The sequence below is a fragment of the Shewanella sp. ZOR0012 genome, assembly GCF_000798835.1.
Classification (GTDB): domain Bacteria; phylum Pseudomonadota; class Gammaproteobacteria; order Enterobacterales; family Shewanellaceae; genus Shewanella; species Shewanella xiamenensis.
Map to the genome: position 1 here is coordinate 3,236,329 of NZ_JTLE01000094.1, position 23,009 is coordinate 3,259,337.

Genomic DNA, 23,009 nt, shown 5'->3' on the forward strand with positions numbered 1-23,009 from the left:
TTTTTGAAATATTCTTTGCTCGCAGATTGAGTATTCAATAAATAATAATATAGCGCTAGTGTATTTTTGAAAAAATACAATATATTTTTCCAAAATGTTACTTAAGTGGTGTTAAGGGGTTAAATTTATGCCTAGGCAGCAGATTTCTGAAAAACGTTTTTGGGTACAGCGACTTAGTAAAACAGCCTTAAGGGCTTTGCATATATTAGGCATTGCAGGTGCGGGTGGAGGGATATTATTAAACATTGATAAATCCCTTTGGTTAAATTATTGGTATCTCGCCATGAGCACCGGCAGCATATTAATGTTGTGGGAAATTATGCGGGATTGGCGTTGGTTAATTCAACTTAAGGGTGTGTTAACCCTTGGAAAATTAGGTTTGCTTTGTCTGTTTATCCCCCTTGCCAATTACAAGCCAGAGTTGTTTATCTTGGTGTTATTTTTATCTGTGATAGTCTCTCATGGCCCGTCTGGACTCAGACACTATTCGATAGTGCATCGCAAACAGATAGACACTAAAAAAGAGATAAAGGGATGACACACGCTACACTCTGCACAGCTTCGAGCTTAATTACCCAGTTTCAATGGCCCGAGCTTGCAGGGCTTAAGGTATTGGATTTAGCCTGTGGCTCTGGGCGAAATGGATTGTGGTTTCTGAATCAAGGCTGTGAAGTGACCTTTATCGACCAGGATTTGAGTACATTGGTCAAGCTAACACACGACAAAGCACATCAATGGCAGTGGAATTTAGAAGATGGCAGCGCCCCTCTGTTACCCCAAGACACTTTTGATATAGTGCTAGTCTTTAATTACTTACATCGGCCACTGTTCCCGCAAATTGCCGCTAGCCTTAAGCACGGTGGACTCATTGTCTATGAGACTTTTACGTGGCAACAGGCGGAAATTGGCCGCCCTCGCAATCCCGATTTTTTACTCAAAGAACACGAACTACAATCCGTATTTGCTAACTGGCAACCTTTGCATTACTTTGAAGGGCGGTTAAGCGATGCTGTTACGGGTATTGAAAGTGCTAAGGCGCAGTTGATCGCGCGAAAACCGCTCCAGTGATCCCATTTGGGGTCAACTGCCACCATAAGTATTAAATAAGTGTAAGAGGCCAAGGATGTTTCCGTATCCAGAGCAGTATCGTGTTGCCATGCCACCTATAACCACGGCGCTAATGGTGGCGTGGGCCCTGTTAAGTCACAGCTTGTTAGCCGATGCTAGCCCTTTTGCCTTGTATCCACTGTTTACCTTGTTTCCAGCTGTTATTGGGCTGCATTTATATTTGATTTGGCTTGCCAAAGGGATGAGTCGACTCGACCAATGTTTTTATGCCTTAGTGCATATTCCTCTGGCCTTTGTTGTGTGGACTTTCACTATTATGCATGTGAATGGTAATGCCTTTTCTTAAGCTTGATTGGTTCCCCTCAGCATCAGTGCATTAAAAATTGTAAATAAAAACGCCCCGAACTTCGGGGCGTTTTTTGGTTACACATTGAGCTAGGATTAGGCCGTAGTGTTGATATTGTGGCCGGTATTTCCCACGGGTTGAGGTGTTGCAGCGTTAATTAAATCAACGGCAATTTGACCTTCTGCCTTTTGCTGCTCTTTGGCTAACTGCGCCACTTTAACGCCAACGGCACCGTTTTCTAAGTTGGGCGTGATAGCTTGGGTGTTCAGTGAAATAGACATAACTAACCTCAATTGTAAGCTGAGTCTTTGTATCGGCAAGCTCAGGTTTTACTTTAGTCCGTTATCCCAAGTTTGCCAATCCAAAGCCGAGCGTTAATGCTTATACTGCCTTGTTGGCTTTTGCCGTCAGTAACTTGCGACTTAGCACTATGATGAAGGTGAGCCCTAAAGAGCCTAGGATTAACCCCAGTGCCAGCCCAACACTCTGTAGCGCAGTGGGATCAATCACTAGCGCAACCCCCATACCAAACATCATCACACCCGACATCAGCTTGAGTGCTTGGCCTTCTTTTTCGGTCAGTTTACGTTTGCCTAAGGTCGCACTAAACACAATCACAATAATTGCCAGTGGGATCACATAAACAATATTGTATAAAACCAGATACATATAGCGCTCAATCTCAGGCAGGTTATGCATGGATAGTACGCTGGTATAAATCATTGGGAAGCCTGCGGTGCAGAGCAGTTCGTAGGCATTGGCTAAAATCGCCAGTACAGTCGATCCCAGAATTAAGGCGCCTAAACTACTGGAATTAGAGAGTTTCCCCATGCGTTTGATCAGGCTCGTACGGTTTTCAGCTGACATTGAGAGGGTGACTTCTCCTTTAGTAAAGAAGTAGTCTTTTACGTTAATGGTGCCTGCGATCAAGGCTAAGACCCCGGCCGCTAAGATGATCATTCCACCATCACTACCTGCTCCTAGCAGTTTGAAGATATTCAGCCATGCCGTCATAAACAGGAAATAAATAAAGCCAGAGAAGAACACGAAGATACCGCCGACTAACAGCATACGGCTACGGCTCTTCGCATTAACCATAATCGACAGTAAAAACAGCAATACGAAGAAGGCGCAAGGGTTAAAGGCATCGACGCCAGCAAGTACTAACGTTAGCAGCGGGAGTGACATCGTCTCGGGAGTGACCACTCCGACAAGTGGTAATTCAACGGGTTGTACTTCAGCTTGGTCGGTACTTGCCAGGCTAGTTGCATCACAGGTTCCTTCACCTGAGTCGGTTCCGCAAGTGCCAAACAGAGGTTCACTATTGGTCGGTGCAGTTGACGCAGCTCCCTTTGTTGGCATATCCGCTTCGCTTAGCTGACCACCTAAGGATAAGTAACAATTCTTCAAACGATTAACGAGGAACTCGCCAGTAACCGCTTCGCTGGAATAACCGATAATGGCTTTTTCGCAGCTCGCCATATAAGGAACTGAGCGGGCTTCTGTGGCGGTTTTGGCGGCAATATTTTGCCAAATATCCTGTACGCCAGGTGCAGAAACCATATGGGATTCAAGTTCTATCCACGGATATTTTTGCGGTAGTGAATCAATAAAAGGGTGAGCTTGTGCGCAGTGTGGACAGGTTTTCGACCAAAAAAAGTAGAGTTTAATCTTAAGCTCACCTTGGGCGTTGACATAATGCCACGTTTGATCGGAAGTATTTGGGGTGTCGGCCCAACTAGGTGCACTGAGCATTGCTAATGCGAGAGAGCATAGCAGAGCGAATTGGGTTAAGTATTTAGTCATAGTGCCTCCACAATTGTGGACAAGATGTGTTTTAAATGGATTTCTGACTATTACTCTACTGAATTCAATCCTTTTGATTAAATTAAGCATTAAGAAATGTTAGTTAACTCGCGATTAACTGGTTTTTGGGAAGTGAGGCAGGTTTACTGTTGGGGAAATAAGCTGCGAATAACTGAAAAGCACCCCAAGGTGCTTTTCAGTCTATGGTTAAGCGCTTAGTTTAACGCTATGCCATTAACACTCAGTTTTACATCGATATTATTACGTGTAGCGTTAGAATATGGACACACTTGATGGGCATGTTGTACTAAGGCTTCGGCTTCAGCTTGCGGCAGGTCAAGATTGACTTCTAGGGCAACGGTTAAGGCAAAACCTCCCGCATCATTGGCGCCAATGCCAACCACAGCACTGACAGGCGCTTCAGTAATGGCCACTTTGCCGATTTTGGCAACGTGCAAAACCGCATTAGAGAAACAAGCCGCATAACCTGCTGCAAACAGTTGCTCAGGGTTCGTTGCTAATCCACTTCCGCCCATTGCCTTTGGATAGGCGAGTGCTACATCGAGTAACCCATCATCGGTACTGACTTGGCCTTGACGACCTGCTCTGGCGGTTGCTCGGGTTTCATACAATGTTTTCATGTTTAGATCCTCAGTGTTTAAATGGTTAATTTAAGTTGTGCGCAATTTAATTGTGATAAACTATAGTTCGATCTTTAGTGTGAATGCAAGTATATTGTGCGCAATATATTTAAGTTTTTTGGAATGACTATGCCAAGCTCTGAGTTAACTTCAATGGAAAACGCGTTAGAAATGTCTGAAACCACCAATACAGACAATGTGTTATGCCTAGAGAATCAAGTTTGTTTTTCTCTATACAGTGCAGCAAATGCCATGGTGCGTGCCTATCGTCCTATGCTTGATAAGCTAGATTTAACCTATCCCCAATATTTGGTCATGCTAGTGTTGTGGCAGGAGCAGGGGATTAGCGTGAAGACCTTAGGGGATAAATTATTTCTCGATTCGGGTACATTGACGCCGTTACTTAAACGTTTAGAGTCGAAGGGATTAGTGAGTCGCGGTCGTAGCGAACAGGATGAAAGGGTTCGGGTGCTCAGTTTAACTTCTGCTGGTCAGGCGTTAAAGCAACAGGCCAGTGAGATCCCGCATTTAATGCGCTGTAAAATTGGGGCTGAAATTGATGATCTTAAGGCGCTAAAAGCCATGTGTGATAAAGCATTGGCACAGTTGCACAGTGTAGATTAGGTATCTCTGTTCGAAAGAATTGGGATACATTAGCCAGAAGCACGTCAGGATGGATAAAACCTCTATGAGTTCATTCGATATTGCTATTATCGGTGGTGGCATCAGCGGTGTCGGCATTGCCCAATATGCCGCAGCGGCAGGGTATTCAACTTTACTTATTGAAAAAGGCGAGATTGGCGGCCAAACCTCAGCCAATTCCAGTAAGCTTATCCACGGTGGCCTACGTTACCTTGAGAGTGGGCAAGTTAATCTCGTGCGCAAGTCACTGCTTGAGCGACGTAATTTACTGGATCTGGCGCCTAGCTTAGTCAAACCCGTTCCTTTCTACATTCCCGTCTATCAGGACAGTCAACGCAATCCGTTGACGATACGTGCTGGGCTGAGTTTATATGCATTGTTGAGTGAATTTGACCCGCTTGGGCGTTTTGTCTCTATTCCCGCAGTGCATTGGCATCGTTTTAACGGGCTTAAACTCACGGGGTTAAAAGCGGTATTCCAATACTGGGATGCACAAACCGACGATAAATTACTCACTCAAGCAGTGGCGCGCAGCGCTCAAGCACTTGGCGCGCATATCTATGCCGAGGCCGAGTTTTTGCAGCTCAATCATTTACGGGAGCATATTGAGCTTAGCTTTCGCCATTGCGACCAAGTACAACAAATTGATGCCAAGCTGGTGATAAACGCCGCTGGCCCTTGGGTTAATCAGGTATTAGCTAACGTTGAGCCGCCTCTTGCGGGTGTTGAAATCGATTGGGTGCAGGGAGCGCATTTATTGCTCGACTTGCCTGCACCAGAGGGGATTTTATATTTAGAATCCTGCTTCGATAAGCGGGTGATTTTTGTTATGCCTTGGTATGGCCAAATGCTCATCGGCACCACTGAAACAGTGCTGACGTCCATCGATACTCCCCCCCAAGTGACAGAGTCTGAAACTCTATATCTCTTAGGTATTTATCGTCATTACTTTCCGCTTTCCCCATCGATTGAGGAGCTTAAGGCTAAGATAGTGCAAACCTATTGCGGCGTGCGAGTGCTACCTAAACAAGCAAGCTCGGCCTTTGAGCGGCCTAGGGACACCTTGATGCAAACCTCTATCTCTCACCCTAGGCTACTCAGTTTATACGGTGGCAAGCTCACCACCTTTAGGAGTACTTCTGCTGAAGTGATTGAATGGATTGAACAAAAATTAGGAAAACGCTCGCCAATTGCCGATGTAGATTCGCTAAGGTTAACTTAAAACAGCCTCGCATTTGGCCTGATTCTGTGGTTCAAGGTGATTTTTCGGCATAAAAACGCTAAAGTGTGGCGCTTTTTGACTGTGGCCTTGACTGTGTTGGTTATGCTTCAGTTGTCATCTCAATTTCACTCGCCATCTCAATAGATAAGATAGACGGGAACTGCTGTGGGTACGATGCTGTGAGTACATTAGTGCAATGTGGGTATTTTGAACGAGGCCAATGCCAATCCTGTCGCCATATTACGCTGCCCATGGCGCAGCAATTGGCGGCGAAAACCCAAGAATTGCAGCAATTGTTAGCTCCTTTTGTTGATCAAACTAATACCCAATTTTTGCCTCCCGTAGTGGGTGAGGACCGCGGCTTTCGTAACAAGGCTAAAATGGTGGTACTTGGTGCCGCCCATGCGCCTGTTCTGGGGATTGTCAGCCCAAATGGCGAGGCGGTAAGTCTTTGTGGCTGCTTGCTGTATCCTGCTGATATGCAAGCGTTGCTCCACCGTCTGGAGCGTTTTGTGCAGCAAGCGGGTATCCCGCCGTATCGTATCGATAAAGCCAAGGGCGAGCTTAAGTTTATTCTACTGACGCGCAGCCAAGTACGCGGCGAATATATGCTGCGTTTTGTGCTGCGCTCATTCGATGCCATTGCCCGTATTGAACGGGAATTACCCGCGTTGCTGGCTGAATATCCACAAATCAGCGTCGTATCGGTAAATATTCAGCCCATTCATATGGCGATCCTTGAAGGGGATGAGGAAATTTTCTTAACTGAAAATACTCGTCTTGAAGAGCGCTTTAACGATGTGCCGTTATTTATTCGCCCAAAAAGCTTTTTTCAAACGAATCCACAGGTTGCTGCAAAACTGTATCAAACCGCCCGTGAGTGGGTTGGCGAATTTGCGCCAAACTCGCTGTGGGATTTATTTTGTGGTGTGGGCGGTTTTGGTTTGCACTGTGCCTCCAAAGATATCCCATTAACTGGGATTGAAATCGAAGCTGAGGCGATTGCTTGCGCGAAGATGTCGGCGCAACTGATGGGGCTGGATAACGTGCAGTTTATGGCGCTCGACTCCACCGATTTTGCCAAGGGTGATGCGGCGCAAACAAAGCCCGATTTGATTATTGTTAATCCGCCGCGTCGTGGGATTGGTGAGTCCCTGTGTCACGCCTTAAGTGAATTTGCCCCTAGGGCGATGTTGTATTCCAGTTGTAATCCCAAAACCCTTGCTAAAGATCTCGCCCATATTCGTGGCTATCGATTAACTAAGGTGCAGTTATTCGATCTCTTTCCCCATTCGGATCATTTCGAAGTCTTAGCCATGTTGGTAAAAGATTAAGCGATCTAAATGAATGATCTCCTGAGCAGTAGATCGCTATAGTCAATTTAGAAGTCGATAAAAAGGAATTTTGCTCATTTTACCTTTGGTTGAGTATTTTTGTGTCTTGCTGATTTAGCTTTCATTAAACTGTCTTTTTAGTGACATAATCTTGTTCACTTTATGCGTCGAAGGGCAAAGTTTATGCTACAGATATTCTTACGTTTTTTTTCTCTTGGTCTGATGAGCTTTGGTGGGCCAGCGGCGCATATTGGTTATTTTCGCCAGACCTTTGTCAACGAACTCGCCTGGCTTGATGATAAACGTTATGCCAGTTTTGTAGCCTTAAGCCAATTTATGCCGGGGCCGGGATCGAGTCAGGTGGGGTTTGCCATTGGTTATCATCGTGGTGGGCTTTTAGGGGCGATAGCCGCCTTTGCTGGATTTACCTTGCCTTCCTTCGTGCTGATGTATTTGTTGGCGGTGACGACTGCCGCTTGGTTAGGTAACGAGTACATGCAAGGCATTGTGCATGGCTTAAAACTGCTGGCCGTCGTGGTTGTCGCAGATGCAGTATTGGCGATGTTTAAGCAATTTTGTCAACGGCAAACGGCGCGTTTACTCATGCTCGGTAGTGCCGCTGCGATACTCATTCTGCCTTTCTTATGGACACAAATCACCTTACTGTTGCTTGCTGCCATTTTAGGTATGTCATTCCTGAGTGCGACTGAGACCGAGTCCAGTAAAAATGAACCGATTAGGTTAAATTACCTGAGCTTAGGATTATTCTTTGTCTTATTTGTGGCGAGTTTTTTTGCCTTAAATCTGGGGATTGAAGCAGGGATTTTTGGTGAGTTTTTTCGTGTCGGGAGTTTAGTCTTTGGTGGCGGCCATGTGGTGCTGCCACTGCTTGAAACCGCTGTGGGTGATACGATGAGCGGCGATCGTTTTCTCACCGGATACGCCTTTGCCCAAGCCGTGCCTGGGCCTATGTTTACCTTTGCCACCTTCCTTGGCGCTGAGATGATGCTAGACAATCCCTTTGTCGGTGCGGCCATCGCAACTGTAGCAATATTCTTACCGGGATTTTTATTGATGCTGGTGGGCTTAAAAAGTTGGCATGCGATTGCCGCAAGGCCCAAGATTGCCGGCATGCTCTCGGGCATAAATGCCTGTGTGGTGGGATTATTGGCGGCTGCGCTGTATCAACCTGTATTTACCCAAGGGGTGTTATCTGCGGTGGATATGGCTGTTGTCTTGCTTGGTTTTGGTGCATTAAAACTCTTTAAACCGCAGATGTTGTTACTGGTCTTAGGTTTTAGCCTATGTGGCATAGGACTGATATTATTAGCTTAAAATCAGTTGAGTATAATTTTTATCCTCTATAGAAAATTTTGTTAACCCAAGCGCTAAGTGGATGCACCTTTTTGGCTATACTTCGACCATATAAAAAATATAAATTACATCACTCTGGAGTAAGCAAGCATGTCGAATTTAAGCCTGCGTAATAAATTACTGCTGTTATCTTTGTTTCCCCTCATCTTGACCTTATTAGTGTTAATGACCGTTTCCTACTATGTCGAACAGGAATCTCTCGCGGAAGAGGTCGTGACCTTTAGAACAAAATTAGTGGGCGAACGTAAACAACAAATTAAAGAAGCGACCGAAATTGCCGCCGGAATTGTGCAATACCAATTGTCCTTAAAGGAGCAAGGTAATGTGAATCAAGCATTACGAGATATTCGTTTTGGCAGTGCTGGTTACTTCTTTATGTATGATTCTCAAGGTAAAAATATATTCCATGCTTTATTACCTAATTTAGAAGGTCAAAACAAAATCGATATGACCGACCCGCGCGGCACCAAGATTATTGTTGGTTTGCTGGATGCGGCTAAACGGGGTGATGGTAACTTTTCTTACTATTATCAGAAGCCTAATACCAATGAGCAAATTGAGAAGATAAGCTACGTGATGATGGTTCCAGGTACAGACTGGATGTTAGGAACTGGCGCTTATATTGATGATATTGAAGCCGTAGTTGAAGATTATCGTCAAACTGTGACTGAACAGATGGCTGAGAAATCGTTTATGATCCTCCTCATCGCCATTGTGTTAACGGGGATTACGGCGTTTATGATTATGGTCGCCGCCCATCGAATGGTCGTGCCGATCAAAAATATGGCTGATAATCTTAATGATATTGCTAAGGGTGAAGGGGATTTAACTAAACGCTTAACAGTTAAAGGTGAAGACGAGATTGCTCAATTAGGTCGAGCTTTTAACTTGTTTGTCGATAAGCTACAAACCATTATCGGTGATGTGGCGAATGCGACCGCCAAAGTCAAAACGGCAGCCAATGCGATTCATGACCAAACGAAAGTGATGTCACACCAACTGCTCAGTCACAACAATGAGACTGACCAAGTCGTTACCGCGATTACTGAAATGTCATCTACCGCGAGTGAAGTCGCGCAAAACACCACCCAAGTGGCCGAAGCTACTCAAGCGGCGACAGGTGATGTAGCTAACGCTCAGCGCTGTGTTGATGCATCATTGGAAGAAATTGCTGGATTGATGGCGCAAATTAATAATGCCGCGGGCAGTATCAAATCGTTGAGTGAACAATCGCAGAAGATTAACAGCGTATTGTCGGTGATTGGTGGCATTGCCGAGCAAACCAACTTGCTCGCTCTTAACGCAGCCATTGAAGCCGCCCGAGCAGGTGAACAGGGACGGGGTTTTGCCGTGGTAGCCGATGAGGTACGTAACTTAGCCAGCCGAACTCAGGCAAGTACCTTAGAAATTAATGAAATGCTATCTGAGCTGCATAAGCTGGTCTCGCAGGCGGTGAAAACCATGGACGAGAGTCAGCAGAGTTGTGTGCGCTCGGTTGAATCTTCCCGTGCTATTTCTGAAAGCTTAGGTTCGGTTACCTCGGCGGTAACGGCAATTAACGATATGAGTACCCAAATTGCCACCGCGGCGACTGAGCAAAGCTCTGTGACCGAGGAAATTAACCGTAACGTTTATGCTATCCAAGAAATCGTGAATGAGCTGCTGCATTCCAGTGAAGATGCGGCAAGGGTGAGTCAGACTGTGTCGCAGGAAGGGACCAATCTTGGCAAGTTAGTTGGGCAGTTTAAAATTTAATACTGATTAATTATTGAGTTATAAAATAAAACGGGAGATAACATCTCCCGTTTTTTATATCCATTTATTGAGTCGTATCCCCAAATATCTGTTTAGGCTGGTTCGATAACCCGCTTAGTCACCTTTTCAACTCTTACTGCGCAAACCTTATATTCAGGGATATAAGCCACGGGATCTAAGGCATTGATGGTGAGTTTGTTCGCTGCGGCTTCGACAAAATGGAACGGCAAGAACAGTACACCGGCTTGGGCGCGTTTAGTCACAAAGGCATCTATCTCAATCTCGCCGCGGCGGGTGATAAGGCTAATTTTGTCGCCATTATTTATCCCGAGTTGCTCGGCATCATAGACTGAAATCATCACTTTAGGTGCGCCGAGTAAATCCAGTCCCGGTGTTTTACGGGTGAGTGTACCTGTGTGGAATTGTTCTAAGAGCCGCCCCGTTGATAGCGTCAGTGGGTACTCGTTGCAGGGCATTTCGGCGGGAAGACGATAACTGACGGGCGTAAATAAGCCTAAACCGCGGGTGAATTGACTCTGGTGCATAATCGGTGTTCCCGGATGATTTTCATCTGGACAGGGCCATTGAATACCCTGAGGCACTTTACCCTCTGCACTTGTGGTTAATCTTTCCCAACGAATACCGCGATACTGGGGTGTTAATACATTGATTTCAGACCAAATAGCCTCTTCATCTTTGTAATCCCAGTTTGCGCCCATGGCATTAGCCAGCGCTTGTACGATCTGCCAATCGGGTAAGGCTTCCCCCGGTGAGGCAAGCGCTTGCTCGAGTCGCTGCACCCGGCGCTCGGTATTGGTAAAGTGACCGCGTTTTTCTACAAAAGCGGCGGCGGGCAAGACCACATGGGCAAGCTCGGCCGTCTCGGTTAAAAAGATATCCTGCACTACCAGAAACTCGATTTGACTCAGTGCATTAAGCACATGAGCTTGATCGGGATCGCTCAGCACTGGATTTTCACCCATCACATATAAGGCTTTGATTTTGCCCTCGGCAATGTCGTGCATCATGTGGGTTGCCGTGACGCCAATTTCCCCCGATAACGGCGTTTGCCAGTGGTTTTCGAAGCGCATTCTGGCATGAATATCCGTGACCTTTTGATAGCCTGTGAAGTAGTTGGGTAATGCACCCATATCACAAGCCCCTTGCACATTACTCTGGCCGCGTAGCGGATTGATACCCGCCCCTGATACTCCGATATTGCCGCAGAGTAGTTGCAGGTTAGAAATGGCGGTGACGTTATCGTGGCCTGTCGTATGCTGAGTGATGCCCATGGCGTAGTAAACTGCCGTTTTTTGTGCAGTGCCTATGGTACGCGCGATGCGGGCGATATCCTCAGCTTTAACACCTGTGATTAGGGCGGCGTTTTCGAGGGAGTAATCCTCCTTCGCTAATTCCGCATAGAGGCCCTCGATCCCTTCAGTACGCTCGGCAATATAGTCTTTATCCTGCCAATTATTGCGAATAATCTCCGCCATAATGGCGTTTAATAGCATCACATCCGTGCCCGGTCTGTGGGCAACATAGAGTTCGGCCTTTTCTGCTATGCCTACGCGTTTAGGATCGGCCACGATTAATCGTGCGCCGTGCTGCATTACCGCCTGCTGGATTTTTGAGGCAATAATCGGGTGGGCGCAGGTGGTGTCTGAACCGATGATAAAGATAACATCCGAGTCCTTAATACTTGGAATATCATTGGTCATCGCGCCACTACCAATACTCTGTTGTAAGCCCGTTACCGTCGATGAGTGGCATAGGCGGGCGCAGTGATCGATATTATTGGTACCAAGAACGCTGCGGACAAACTTTTGCAGCACAAAGTTATCTTCGTTAGTCGCTTTGGCAGAGGCGAGACTAGCGATCGCATTGCTGCCATCTTGCTGTTTTATCTCGGTTAAGCGTTTCGCCACATAAGCGATGGCTTCGGGCCAACTACAAGGTTGTAGTTCGCCATTTTTACGTATTAATGGTGTCGTGAGGCGTTTGTCGCTGTGAATAAAATCGAAACCAAAACGCCCTTTAACACATAACATGCCTTGGTTAACAACCGAGTCTTTATTGCCTTCGATATGGCGAATGCGATTGGTGTTAGGGTCAATTTTAAGATCCAGACGACAGCCTACACCGCAGTAAGTACAAATCGTCGAGGCGGTTTTAAGTGCTGTTTTATCGCCTTGGCGTTTGTCCCGCGCATCGACCAGTGCGCCAGTGGGACACACCTGCACGCAGTTGCCACATTGTACACAGCGACTATCGGCCATGCTCGCGCTAAAGCCAACTCTCGGCGCGCGGCGCACGAGGCTTTGACTGATTTCCTGTGGCAGCGCCTGATAGGAATCTTCGGTAAATTGGATGGCGCAGTGGCCGCTCTGCTGCTGGCACACATCAACGCATTTGCCGCAGCTAATGCAACGGTTAGCATCGAATTGAATAAAGGGTGAACTCTTATCTACGCTGAAATGCCGTGCATTTTCAGTGGATAAGCTTTTGCTCTCAACACCGTAATCCGTAGCGTAATCCCTTAGTTTACAGTCGGTATTGGCCTGGCAGGCGCACTCAAGGCAACGCGCCGCCTCTTGCATAGCGGCATCTGTGGGAAAGCCCAATTCGACTTCACTGTAATTCAGCAGCCGTTGTAGTGCTGTTAATTCGGGCATTTTCAAGCGGGGCTGACGTGGCGTATGGGGATAAAGCGTTGGTGCGGCTTCTGATGTTGTTTTTGCTTGCTTAAGGGCGCTCGGAATGGTTTTTACCGAGTTAAAATCGTGGGCATGTAAATCACAGCTAAGGCCAATTTGAAGCATTTTATCAATGGCTTTTGCCGCTTTCCGGCCATCACCAATGGCGGCAACCGCGGTGGCTGGGCCGCGGCGGGCATCGCCCATCACAAACAGTTTTTCCACACCCGATGACATGGTTTGCTCACAACCAATGAGGGTGTTCCAGCGACTGAGTGCCAGCTCGCCATGGCTGAGTTGCCCCATGGGATCTTGCATAAAGCTCAGGTCTGGTGCCTGCGAGACGGCGGCGATAACAGTGTCGAAGGCTTCGGTAAAGGTTTCCCCAGTGTCCACGGGGGCGCGTCTGCCTGAAGCATCGGCTTCGCCGAGCGCCATTTTGCTGAAGGTAACCGACTGTACATGTCCATTGGCATCACTATGATTTTCAATGGGATTGGTTAAGAAGTGGAATTTTACTCCTTCAACTTCGGCCTCGTGTACTTCGTAGGCTTCGGCGGGCATTTCGGCGCGGGTACGGCGGTAGATTAAGGTAACATCGCAGCCTTCACGTACCGCTGTACGAGCACAATCGATGGCGGTATTGCCGCCGCCGATGACTGCGACTTTTTTACCCAACTTCAGTTGCTTATCGTGGCAATGAGCCTTAAGAAAATCTACTCCAAGATAACAGCCCGCCAGCTCCGAGCCTTTATAATTCATTGGCACCGCTTTTTGGGCGCCGATCGCAAGGCACACCGCATCGAAGTCGGTGACCAACTGGGCTAAGTGAACCTCATGGCCGAGTCGAGTCTGGGTATGAATGATTAAACCATTACGACACAGCAGCTCGATTTCTTTATCGAGAATCGCCTTGGGTAAACGGTATTCGGGAATACCGTAGCGCAGCCAACCGCCCGCCTTGGGCATGGCTTCAAATATCTCGACATTATGCCCTTGGTTAGACAGGTAATAACCAGCACTTAATCCAGCAGGCCCTGAGCCAATAATGGCAATTTTTTTACCCGTGTCTGCGAGGCGTGGTGGTTGATAGCTGTTGCCGTGCTCGTCATCGGCTAAATCTAAATCGGCAGCGTGGCGCTTAAGTTGACGGATGGCAATAGGGTCATCGACGAGGCCGCGGCGGCATTCGGTTTCGCAAAACGCGGGGCAGACACGGCCAATCGACAGCGGCAGTGGCAGAGTGTCTTTAATGACTTTTATGGCTTGGGTGTGGTCACCTTGGGCAATGTGGTACAGGTAACTTTGTACATCGACCCCCGCAGGACAGGCCTGTTGGCAGGGCGCTTCACAATCGGCAAAGTGATCACTCAAGATGGTGTTCAGTGCCGCTTGGCGCTGTTTGGTTAAAAACGCCGATTGGGTGATGACCTTCATGCCTGTTTGGGCTGGGGTTTCACAGGCTTTAACGCAGCGTAGACTGGCATCGCTATTTTCGATTTGCACTAAGCAGAGGTTGCAGTCCTGCTTTTCGGCATGGGCTTGCGTGTCCAATTGCCGTGAGGCGTCAGTGGGATCGCACAGGCTGGGAATTGCAATACCCGCCTTACGGGCTGCGTGTAATAGGTTATCGCTCGGCTCGGCCGAGACTATCTGATTATCGATTCGAAGTTCTATCATCCCATGGCCTTTTATATTTGTAGGGTGCTTGCTGCATGGCAGGCTAAAGGTGGATTTGAGTATAACTAGAGCGCTTTAGAAGACGCTTATGGTCGAGGGAAGTTTGATGCTAAATTGCTGCTGTCATCACAAACAGGCGTCAGACTGTGCGCTGATGAAAGTTTATTGGTGGAATACTGTGATTATCTCAGCATTTTATATGAGTTTTATCTGTATCTTGTTTAATCCTATGCAGTTTTTAGTGATTATCACTGTTTAGTTAACTCAATTTTTAATTGAATTGGGGCGTCAAGCTGGCAATTTCATGTAAGATCACAGTCTTAACTCGGCTTTGTTTGTTAATCTGCCGACCCTAACGGTGCTTTTTATGCTGATAAAATCGCAGTGAAACGCTATCACGCCCTAGGTTTACCAGCGTTGTTAGGTTAAAATGCGCGGTTGCAATTACCGTTAAGCGCCGCCTGCTTTGATGGGAAACCCATTAAAAACGGCAAAAATAAGCGAAGTTAAAAATCCATGTTTGAAGTTAATCCAGTAAAATTCAAAATTAAGGAGCTTGCCGAGCGTACGCAGCTTCTTAGGGGGTATCTTTGACTACGATGCTAAGCATGAGCGTCTAGAAGAAGTCAGCCGTGAACTTGAAAGTTCTGAGGTGTGGAACGAGCCAGAACGTGCTCAAGCACTAGGTAAAGAGCGCGCCAGCCTTGAAGCCGTCGTAAAAACTATCGATGATATGGACTCAGGTCTAGAAGACGTTGAAGGTCTACTTGAGCTTGCCATCGAAGAAGAAGACGAAGACACCTTCAATGAAACCACCAAAGAGCTGGATTATTTAGAGAGCCGTTTGGCCGAACTCGAATTCCGCCGTATGTTCTCTGGTCCACAGGACGCCTCAAACTGTTACTTAGACATTCAGTCGGGCAGTGGTGGTACAGAGGCGCAAGATTGGGCCAACATGGTACTGCGTATGTATCTGCGTTGGGGTGAAGCCCACGGATTCAGTCCTGAGCTGATGGAAGTGACCGACGGTGACGTGGCTGGTATTAAGGGCGCGACCATTAAGTTTACTGGTGAATATGCCTTTGGTTGGTTACGTACCGAAACTGGCGTGCACCGCTTAGTGCGTAAATCGCCATTTGACTCATCGGGTCGTCGCCATACGTCTTTCTGCTCGGTATTCGTTTATCCTGAGATTGATGACGATATCACCATCGATATCAACCCTGCTGACTTACGTATCGACGTATACCGCGCCTCGGGTGCCGGTGGTCAGCACGTAAACCGAACCGAATCTGCGGTACGTATTACCCACTTACCGACCAACACGGTAGTGCAGTGCCAGAACGACCGTTCACAGCACAAGAACAAAGATTCGGCGATGAAACAGTTAAAAGCCAAACTGTTCGAATTAGAAATGCATAAGCAAAATGCCGAAAAGCAAGCCGCCGAAGATGCCAAGTCCGACATCGGTTGGGGTAGCCAGATCCGTTCTTATGTATTGGATGATTCCCGTATTAAAGACTTACGCACTAGCGTGGAGACGCGCAATACCCAAGCGGTACTCGATGGCGATCTGGACAAGTTTATCGAAGCCAGTTTGAAATCAGGACTGTAATTAATTCAAAGGTATAGACGAGAAATAAGATGACTGAACAAGTACAAGATGAAAACAAACTGATTGCCGAGCGTCGTGCCAAGCTAGACAGCATTCGCCCGAACTGCAGCGCTAATGCTCACCCTAATACGTTCCGTCGCACCCATAAAGCGGCTGAGTTGCAGGAAAAATACGGTCAAAATACTAAGGAAGAACTCGAAGCCTTAGGTTTTAGAACCAGCATCGCTGGCCGTATCATGGCAAAACGTGGCCCATTCCTGGTGATCCAAGACGTGTCTGGTCGCATCCAAGCTTATGCTGAAAAGGGTGTACAGGCAGATCTGAAGGAGCGTTACCAAGGTCTGGATATCGGTGACATCATCGGCGTGACTGGTCAGTTGCACTTATCTGGTAAAGGCGATCTGTACGTGAACATGGAAGAGTACCAACTGCTGACTAAAGCACTGCGTCCTTTGCCAGAAAAATTCCACGGCTTAACCGACCAAGAAACCCGTTACCGCCAACGTTATGTGGACTTAATCGTTAACGAAGAATCTCGTCAAGCCTTCGTCATGCGTTCAAAAGTGGTTGCTGCAATCCGTAACTTCATGATCAAAAAAGAGTTCATGGAAGTTGAAACCCCAATGATGCACGTAATCCCAGGCGGCGCTTCAGCGCGTCCATTTATCACTCACCACAATGCGCTGGACATGCCAATGTACCTGCGCATCGCGCCAGAGTTATACCTCAAGCGTTTAGTGGTAGGTGGTTTTGAGCGTGTGTTCGAAATCAACCGTAACTTCCGTAACGAAGGTCTGTCGCCACGCCATAACCCAGAATTCACTATGATGGAATTCTATATGGCCTATGCTGACTACAAAGATCTGATGGACTTAACCGAAGAACTGTTAAGCTCTATCGCGATTGAACTGTTAGGCAGTGCGCAAATGCCATACGGCGAGCACACCGTTGATTTCGGTGGCCCATATGCCCGTTTAAGCATGTTAGAAGCGATTCAGAAGTACAATCCTGACAACGCGACTATCCAAGCCATGACTTACGAGCAAGTGAAAGATCTGGAGTTCATGCGTGAACTGGCTATCAGCCTAGGCATCAAGATCGAGAAGTTCTGGACCTGTGGTCAACTATTAGAAGAAATCTTCGGTGAAACCGCTGAATGGCAGTTAATGCAACCGACCTTCATCACTGGCTACCCAGCGGACATTTCGCCACTGGCACGTCGTAACGATGACAATCACTTCATTACCGACCGTTTTGAATTCTTCATCGGTGGCCGTGAAGTGGCTAACGGTTTCAGCGAATTAAACGATGCTGAAGATCAAGATAGCCGCTTTAAGGCGCAGGTTGATGCCAAAGACGCGGGTGACGACGAAGCCATGTTCTACGATGCAGACTATATCACTGCGCTGGAACACGGTTTACCGCCAACAGCGGGTCAAGGTATCGGTATCGACCGTTTAGTGATGTTATTTACTAACACTCACACTATCCGTGACGTGATCCTGTTCCCAGCGATGCGCCCACAGGCCTAAGTGCGGTATTGGGTTGCAGATAAAACCTGCGACCCAATTTGCATTGGATAAATATTAAAAAACCAGCCTTTTGGCTGGTTTTTTATGGGCGATTCAAGGGGGGAGTAATGGCTATTTTGCTAGTTTACATTCTTGAACGTTTTTCATGCCTTCGGTATCTGAGACGGCTTTTAGTCCTGCACCACCCACAAATACACCCATCTTGATATATTGCTCGAAGAAGTAGTTTTTACCCCCTTCTGTTTTCACTGTTAAATCATTTTCGCTGAACTCAGATTCGGTCGATAACTTCTGCTCACCGGGATCAACTTCTTTGTAAAAATAAACTTTGTTTGCTGACTCACCAATTAGATTGCCGTTAATGTAGATATTTTTCTTTAGTGCTTGTCCAGCAAAGCTATTACGGTAAACATAGATACCGCTTTTATTGTCAGCCGGTTTTTGGAATGTTTTTAATTTGGCATCTTCTTCCTGTGATGCCATCGGCACTGAAGCACAACCAGTCAGAAATAGGCAAACAGCTAACATGGGGGTAAGTAGTTTTTTTAACATCATCAATCCCTAATTTAAAAATGATAACAAGCCTGTGGAGTTGCTTTCTATATCCATTAATACTGATTAGCTCAGTATTAACTCCTGTTTTCAAGGAAAGGGGGTGTGCGGGGGATGAACAGAAAAAACATCATCCTGACACAAGCCTACGTGATTTTATATGGCAAATGATTAGTAAAAAGTGCTATTTAATCAGTAAGCTAAACCTACTATCCTTGATGTTGCGCAATATAGCTTAACTTGTATCGGCCCGCTATCAGTTTGTAATTTAAAGTGTGATTTTGTTGCGCCAGTTGTTGGTTTTTGTGATGAGCTTCATTGGCAATATTTCATTTTTCACTATTGAGGTGTTTTAAACTCGTTAATGTTATGGCTATAGAGCTTGAGGAAATTAAGAAAGGGAGCTCTATCTTCCATTAGGATCATTTGCTAAGGCTTTTATCGAAATGGCGGCTTGTCTGCACATCAATGAATAGGTGATTAATAATCTCGATAAGCCAAATGTATTTGGTTTATCATTCTGAATATTAAATCTTTTTTAGCTTTTATGATTGCCGATTTACGATTGTTTGTTAATAGGTACTTTTACTCTGATGTGTTTGTGGGCTCAAAACTAAGATTTTTCTCATAAAGTGAGTGTAAAAAGTGCTGATATTGCTGATAAAAGTCGTGTTCAGTTCTATTCCTTTCGGCATATACCTCTTATACTTAGCCTCAACCCTGTGCCGTAGCACATTCGACTTATTAACGACTCAGTGAATTCTACATGAAGATCCCTTCTCTGCTTGGTAGTTTTATCTTGGTATGCAGCAGTTTAACTGTTGCCGCGACAGCGCATTCAGCCGATTCGGCCTCTGTCACTACAAAAAGCACCGCCACTAAAGCAACTTCTGCTAAAAAAGCCCCTGCTAAGCAGGAGGTGGCAGCTAATAGTGCATTAGTCGTTGATCTTAAAACTAATGAAATTCTCTATTCCAGCAATCCAGATGCCGTAAGGCCCATTGCCTCTGTGACTAAGCTAATGACCGCGATGGTGACCTTAGATGCTAAGTTACCTATGGATGAAAAGCTTACTATCAATATCAATGATACTAAGGAAATGCGCGGCGTATATTCGCGGGTGCGTATTGGCAGTGAAATTAGCCGTAAAGAAATGTTATTGCTGACATTAATGTCATCTGAAAACCGTGCCGCCGCAAGTCTTGCCCACCATTATCCCGGTGGCCATAAAGCTTTTATTAAAGCGATGAATGCTAAGGCGAAAGCCCTAGGGATGAAAAACACTCGCTATGTAGAGCCTACTGGATTGTCAGAGAAGAACGTCTCGAGCGCGCGGGATTTGGTGGTGTTACTAAAGGCTAGCGAAGGCTATCCCATGTTAGGCCAGTTAAGCTCGACCGAAAAGAAAACCGTAACCTTTGGCAAACCAAAGTACAGCCTCGATTTTAGAAATACCAATCGCTTGGTTTATAAAGATAACTGGAATATCCACCTCACTAAAACGGGCTTTACCAATGAAGCAGGGCACTGCTTAGTGATGCGTACCGAAATGGCCAAACGCCAAGTGGCCTTTGTTGTGCTCGATGCCTATGGTAAGTATACCCATATGGCCGATGCTAACCGTTTACGTACTTGGTTAGAAACAGGCAAAGTCACTCCGATCCCCGCGGATGCTAAGCAATATAAGAAGCAGCGCAATCAGCAGCAATTTGCTAAGGTCAGCGAGACCTAAGGCAGGCGTTTCCTGCTTATCCATGTCCCGTCACAGGATAGGTTGACCGTTTTTAGGCCAGAATCGTTCTGGCCTTTTTATTGTCATTTTTCTAGCACTTGTGTTGTAGATGATTGATAGGCTTAACTAAAAGTCAATTAATCACCCCGTAGAGGGTGCGTTGTGTGGCGATACACCGTATTATTGGCAGGTTTTTTCTCTCAAGGATGATATGCGTGTGGCGTTAGTCTTAAAAAAACTCCAGTTGATCTATGTGCCCTTTATACTGCTCTGCCTGATATTTGTCTCAGGCTACAGCTTGCTCCATTGGCTGTTGATTATCGAGTTCCAACTGCTGAGCATTGACGAATCGATTATCAATTTTTGGCTGCCGCTGATATTGCCTTGGCCCTTGCTGTTTTTCTACTTAAGACCTCGGCTTAAGTTATTCCGCTTTACCAAGAGTAATAGCCGTTTTATCTATTTTGTGATTGCCGTGCTGTTGCTAGCCGTGCCCACTATCGTGGCGCAGGAATACCTTAATAGCGCAACGGGCAAGTTGACTCAACTCGAGTCCATCAATGCACTATTGCACCAGCCGCAAACCAAGTATTACCAATTAAATCAGTTTTATATCGATAAAAAACATATCGGCGTACAGCGCAATATTGAGCCGATTGGCAAGGGTAATAGTGAGTTGCGTATGAGCCTGTATATTGCGATGCCGATTTTTGCTAAACGTAACGAGAGTTGGTTGGTCGGTGCTAAAGCCTTGGCATGGTATGGCAAAGTTTATGAGAAAACGATCAGTAATAGACTCGAACCTCAGCAGAAAGAAGCGCTATTTCAAGAGTTTATTCATCAGAGCCAGCAGGATTTTAATGCCTTTAAGCCTGAAGACTTTGTCTATCTTGACCGTATCGGCCCGTCGACCCGCTACACTCAGCTACTGACCGCTGCTCAAAAAAGCTCAGTGTATTTCGATGGTTATCAAACTGTCTTGATGCCAGTGAATAAGCCCTTCGAGGCGCGTAATGGCCATAAATTAGCGTGGATTATCGCCTGGTTAAGCTTTGCTGCCATTGTGTGGTTACTGATGAGCTTGATGCTAAAACTGGACGAGACACAGGCATCTCAGGCTTTGGTGGCGCAGCTAAGCATAGAAAAACCTAAGGCAGAGCTTTATGGCTTTTTGGCTGAATTTAAACCTCGGCAGGGTTTTGTTATCACGCCAATCTTGCTTTATATCAATAGCTTGATATTTATGTTGATGGCCTTTGCCAGCCAGCACGTTATCGCCTTTCCAAACAGTCTGTTGCTCGATTGGGGCGCAAACCTTCGCCAGTTGGTTTTGGATCAACAAGTTTGGCGGTTGATCAGCAATGTGTTTTTACATGGCGGCTTGATGCATTTGGTTTTTAACTTATACGGACTGTTTTTTGCGGGGATGTTTTTGGAGCCACAGCTGGGTAAATGGCGTTTACTCGGGGTCTATTTATGTTGTGGTTTAGTGGCGAGCATTGCCAGTATTAGCTGGTATGAGGCGATGATCAGTATCGGTGCCTCGGGCGCCATTATGGGATTATTTGGGGTGTTGATCATGTGGATTTGGTTGGGCTTATTGCCCTTGGCGGACAATATGCCACTCGCCCTGAATCTGACCCTATTTGTTACTGCAAGTCTTGTGATGGGGCTCTTTGGCGGCGTGGATAATGCCGCGCATCTTGGCGGTTTGGGCTGTGGATTATTGCTTGGGAGCCTGCTACGGCCAAATAAGATGCAACCGTAGGCCAATAAAAAGCCGAGGTAAATCCTCGGCTAATGGGTTTTACTATTAAATGTAAGCGGTATTTAGGCGTGCTCAAACATCAGGAAAAGGTACACAATAAACAGCACTATATGGGTCGCACCATGGAGTGCATTGGTTCTACCGCTGCTGAAACTGACTTTGCAGACCATTAAACTGGTGGCTAAAAGCACCATATCCGCCGCAGAAAGGCCTAAGTGTACCTCTTGATTTATCACACTTCCGACAATCAATACTGAGGGCACGGTGAGAGCTATGGTGGCGAGCACTGAACCAAAATAGAGGTTCATCGCCCGTTGCAGTTGATTATTGAGTGCAGCCTTAAAGCCACCTACGGCCTCTGGAGATAAGATCAAACAGGCGACAATAAAGCCGCCCAGTGCTGGCGGCGCCCCGAGAGAGGCCACGCTGTAATTAATGGGCATAGCAAGGGTTTTGGCGAGCAGAATCACCACCAGCAAATAACCAATCAACAGCATAGTGTGGTAGATATTACTGCGCAGTATGCCGTGATGCTCTTCGTGGTCCTCGTGGTCGGCATCGACAAAGAAGTGGCTATGGCTCTTAGTTTGGATCACCAAAAAGATGCCATAGAGCAAAATCGAGATGATGATGAGCATCCAAGACATGGGCTTGGACATGCTGCCAATGGTGCCGCCCTCGGTAAAGTTAGGTAGCACTAAACAGAGCAGGGCGAGGGGAATAATCGCCACTAAATAGGATTTCACCCCATCTAAATTAAAGTGCTGAGTATGATAGCGCCAGCCACCAAGTAGCAGAGTGATACCAACTAAGCCATTGGTAATAATCATGACTACGGCAAACATGGTATCCCTTGCCATCACTGGATTTGGCTCGCCCGTTAACATCACCGAAGAAATCATCACCACTTCGAGCGAAATTACCGACAGGGTTAAAATCAAGGTACCGTAAGGGTCGCCGAGCTTGATGGCAAGCGCATCCGAGTGACGCACCACGGAGAAAATCGCCCAAGTTACCACTCCGAGTAGGGCGAGTGAAACGGGAATATAGGTTGAGAGAGCCGTGCCATCGGCGAGCAAACTATCACCGCCAGTCTTGAAGAATACTAATGTGAGTATTCCGAGTAGCAGGGCAAATTCGTCTTTGATAAATGTCTTCATAGGCAGTTGATCCAAAGCGGAAAAAGGCCGTTAGTATAGACATTGGTTATGGCACACTTTGCATGAATATTCTTTTAGATTTGGGG

General features: G+C 46.5%; 18 protein-coding genes. 12 read left to right on the top strand and 6 right to left on the bottom strand.

The features are described 5' to 3' along the window. The first annotated feature begins 127 nt into the window (after positions 1-127). From L976_RS15840 to L976_RS15850, 3 genes are read left to right on the top strand one after another with little or no spacing between them, the layout of a single operon-like run. Complete coding sequence (locus L976_RS15840; RefSeq protein ID WP_047538262.1) at positions 128-538, top strand: hypothetical protein; 411 nt, start codon at positions 128-130, stop codon at positions 536-538. Then, positions 535-1,068, top strand: a complete 534-nt coding sequence (locus L976_RS15845) for a class I SAM-dependent methyltransferase (protein WP_037414669.1) — start codon at positions 535-537, stop codon at positions 1,066-1,068. The genes L976_RS15840 and L976_RS15845 overlap by 4 nt, the downstream gene beginning before the upstream one ends. A 55-nt stretch (positions 1,069-1,123) precedes the next feature. Continuing rightward, complete coding sequence (locus L976_RS15850; RefSeq protein WP_037414668.1) at positions 1,124-1,414, top strand: hypothetical protein; 291 nt, start codon at positions 1,124-1,126, stop codon at positions 1,412-1,414. A 95-nt stretch (positions 1,415-1,509) separates the two neighbouring features. Here the strand turns inward: L976_RS15850 and L976_RS15855 are convergent, their stop codons facing one another. The 3 genes from L976_RS15855 to L976_RS15865 all read right to left on the bottom strand — a co-directional run bounded on the left by L976_RS15855 (position 1,510) and on the right by L976_RS15865 (position 3,861). Beyond that, on the bottom strand, positions 1,510-1,695 hold the full coding sequence (locus L976_RS15855; RefSeq protein WP_011621607.1) for a hypothetical protein: 186 nt from the start codon (positions 1,693-1,695) through the stop codon (positions 1,510-1,512). A 100-nt stretch (positions 1,696-1,795) separates the two neighbouring features. Continuing rightward, a complete protein-coding gene (locus L976_RS15860; RefSeq protein ID WP_037414667.1) occupies positions 1,796-3,220 on the bottom strand; it encodes a cytochrome c biosynthesis protein in 1,425 nt (474 codons plus the stop codon). A gap of 215 nt (positions 3,221-3,435) precedes the next feature. Next, positions 3,436-3,861 carry an organic hydroperoxide resistance protein gene (locus L976_RS15865; protein WP_047538267.1) on the bottom strand — a complete coding sequence of 142 codons (426 nt, stop codon included), beginning with the start codon at positions 3,859-3,861 and terminating at the stop codon, positions 3,436-3,438. A gap of 129 nt (positions 3,862-3,990) precedes the next feature. Here L976_RS15865 and ohrR point away from each other — a divergent pair, with 129 nt between their 5' ends. The 5 genes from ohrR to L976_RS15890 all read left to right on the top strand — a co-directional run bounded on the left by ohrR (position 3,991) and on the right by L976_RS15890 (position 10,188). Further along, the gene (ohrR, locus tag L976_RS15870; RefSeq protein ID WP_047538270.1) at positions 3,991-4,485 is read left to right on the top strand and encodes a hydroperoxide resistance transcriptional regulator OhrR; all 495 of its coding nucleotides are present in this window, start codon (positions 3,991-3,993) and stop codon (positions 4,483-4,485) included. A 64-nt stretch (positions 4,486-4,549) separates the two neighbouring features. Then, positions 4,550-5,725 carry a glycerol-3-phosphate dehydrogenase/oxidase gene (locus L976_RS15875; RefSeq protein ID WP_047540600.1) on the top strand — a complete coding sequence of 392 codons (1,176 nt, stop codon included), beginning with the start codon at positions 4,550-4,552 and terminating at the stop codon, positions 5,723-5,725. A gap of 179 nt (positions 5,726-5,904) precedes the next feature. Beyond that, a complete protein-coding gene (gene rlmC / locus L976_RS15880) occupies positions 5,905-7,059 on the top strand; it encodes a 23S rRNA (uracil(747)-C(5))-methyltransferase RlmC (RefSeq protein WP_047538273.1) in 1,155 nt (384 codons plus the stop codon). A 183-nt stretch (positions 7,060-7,242) separates the two neighbouring features. Continuing rightward, positions 7,243-8,394, top strand: coding sequence for a chromate efflux transporter (gene chrA / locus L976_RS15885; RefSeq protein ID WP_037414656.1), 1,152 nt, complete (start codon positions 7,243-7,245; stop codon positions 8,392-8,394). Between the two features lie 129 nt (positions 8,395-8,523). After that, complete coding sequence (locus L976_RS15890) at positions 8,524-10,188, top strand: methyl-accepting chemotaxis protein (protein WP_047538276.1); 1,665 nt, start codon at positions 8,524-8,526, stop codon at positions 10,186-10,188. 92 nt (positions 10,189-10,280) lie between these two features. Here L976_RS15890 and fdhF read toward each other — a convergent pair whose 3' ends face one another. After that, on the bottom strand, positions 10,281-14,564 hold the full coding sequence (fdhF, locus tag L976_RS15895) for a formate dehydrogenase subunit alpha (protein WP_047538279.1): 4,284 nt from the start codon (positions 14,562-14,564) through the stop codon (positions 10,281-10,283). 516 nt (positions 14,565-15,080) lie between these two features. On the opposite strand from fdhF, the gene prfB reads away from it, so the two are divergent. Together prfB and lysS are read left to right on the top strand one after the other, a co-directional pair. Beyond that, positions 15,081-16,179 (top strand): peptide chain release factor 2 gene (gene prfB / locus L976_RS15900; protein ID WP_164925631.1). Its coding sequence is split into 2 segments (ribosomal slippage): positions 15,081-15,155 and positions 15,157-16,179, totalling 1,098 coding nucleotides; the frame shifts between segments, so codons are not numbered across the junction. Between the two features lie 29 nt (positions 16,180-16,208). Beyond that, entirely contained in the window at positions 16,209-17,711 is a 1,503-nt protein-coding gene (gene lysS, locus L976_RS15905; RefSeq protein ID WP_047538282.1) for a lysine--tRNA ligase, read from the top strand. A 111-nt stretch (positions 17,712-17,822) separates the two neighbouring features. Here the strand turns inward: lysS and L976_RS15910 are convergent, their stop codons facing one another. Beyond that, a complete protein-coding gene (locus tag L976_RS15910; protein ID WP_047538285.1) occupies positions 17,823-18,263 on the bottom strand; it encodes a DUF2846 domain-containing protein in 441 nt (146 codons plus the stop codon). A 766-nt stretch (positions 18,264-19,029) separates the two neighbouring features. On the opposite strand from L976_RS15910, the gene pbpG reads away from it, so the two are divergent. Further along, on the top strand, positions 19,030-19,995 hold the full coding sequence (gene pbpG / locus L976_RS15915; RefSeq protein ID WP_037414829.1) for a D-alanyl-D-alanine endopeptidase: 966 nt from the start codon (positions 19,030-19,032) through the stop codon (positions 19,993-19,995). 211 nt (positions 19,996-20,206) lie between these two features. Beyond that, entirely contained in the window at positions 20,207-21,763 is a 1,557-nt protein-coding gene (locus L976_RS15920; RefSeq protein WP_052184008.1) for a rhomboid family intramembrane serine protease, read from the top strand. Positions 21,764-21,825: 62 nt separating this feature from the next. Here L976_RS15920 and L976_RS15925 read toward each other — a convergent pair whose 3' ends face one another. Then, the gene (locus L976_RS15925) at positions 21,826-22,923 is read right to left on the bottom strand and encodes a calcium:proton antiporter (RefSeq protein ID WP_047538288.1); all 1,098 of its coding nucleotides are present in this window, start codon (positions 22,921-22,923) and stop codon (positions 21,826-21,828) included. Positions 22,924-23,009: the final 86 nt, after the last annotated feature.

Excerpts from the sequence above, each read along its gene's own strand:
- pbpG (WP_037414829.1), top strand. The coding sequence starts at position 19,030 with ATGAAGATCCCTTCTCTGCTTGGTAGTTTTATCTTGGTATGCAGCAGT.
- ohrR (WP_047538270.1), top strand. The coding sequence starts at position 3,991 with ATGCCAAGCTCTGAGTTAACTTCAATGGAAAACGCGTTAGAAATGTCT.
- L976_RS15860 (WP_037414667.1), bottom strand. The coding sequence starts at position 3,220 with ATGACTAAATACTTAACCCAATTCGCTCTGCTATGCTCTCTCGCATTA.
- L976_RS15865 (WP_047538267.1), bottom strand. The coding sequence starts at position 3,861 with ATGAAAACATTGTATGAAACCCGAGCAACCGCCAGAGCAGGTCGTCAA.
- L976_RS15855 (WP_011621607.1), bottom strand. The coding sequence starts at position 1,695 with ATGTCTATTTCACTGAACACCCAAGCTATCACGCCCAACTTAGAAAAC.
- L976_RS15845 (WP_037414669.1), top strand. The coding sequence starts at position 535 with ATGACACACGCTACACTCTGCACAGCTTCGAGCTTAATTACCCAGTTT.
- L976_RS15920 (WP_052184008.1), top strand. The coding sequence starts at position 20,207 with ATGCGTGTGGCGTTAGTCTTAAAAAAACTCCAGTTGATCTATGTGCCC.
- lysS (WP_047538282.1), top strand. The coding sequence starts at position 16,209 with ATGACTGAACAAGTACAAGATGAAAACAAACTGATTGCCGAGCGTCGT.
- L976_RS15925 (WP_047538288.1), bottom strand. The coding sequence starts at position 22,923 with ATGAAGACATTTATCAAAGACGAATTTGCCCTGCTACTCGGAATACTC.
- L976_RS15910 (WP_047538285.1), bottom strand. The coding sequence starts at position 18,263 with ATGTTAAAAAAACTACTTACCCCCATGTTAGCTGTTTGCCTATTTCTG.
- L976_RS15875 (WP_047540600.1), top strand. The coding sequence starts at position 4,550 with ATGAGTTCATTCGATATTGCTATTATCGGTGGTGGCATCAGCGGTGTC.
- chrA (WP_037414656.1), top strand. The coding sequence starts at position 7,243 with ATGCTACAGATATTCTTACGTTTTTTTTCTCTTGGTCTGATGAGCTTT.
- L976_RS15850 (WP_037414668.1), top strand. The coding sequence starts at position 1,124 with ATGTTTCCGTATCCAGAGCAGTATCGTGTTGCCATGCCACCTATAACC.
- L976_RS15890 (WP_047538276.1), top strand. The coding sequence starts at position 8,524 with ATGTCGAATTTAAGCCTGCGTAATAAATTACTGCTGTTATCTTTGTTT.
- L976_RS15840 (WP_047538262.1), top strand. The coding sequence starts at position 128 with ATGCCTAGGCAGCAGATTTCTGAAAAACGTTTTTGGGTACAGCGACTT.
- fdhF (WP_047538279.1), bottom strand. The coding sequence starts at position 14,564 with ATGATAGAACTTCGAATCGATAATCAGATAGTCTCGGCCGAGCCGAGC.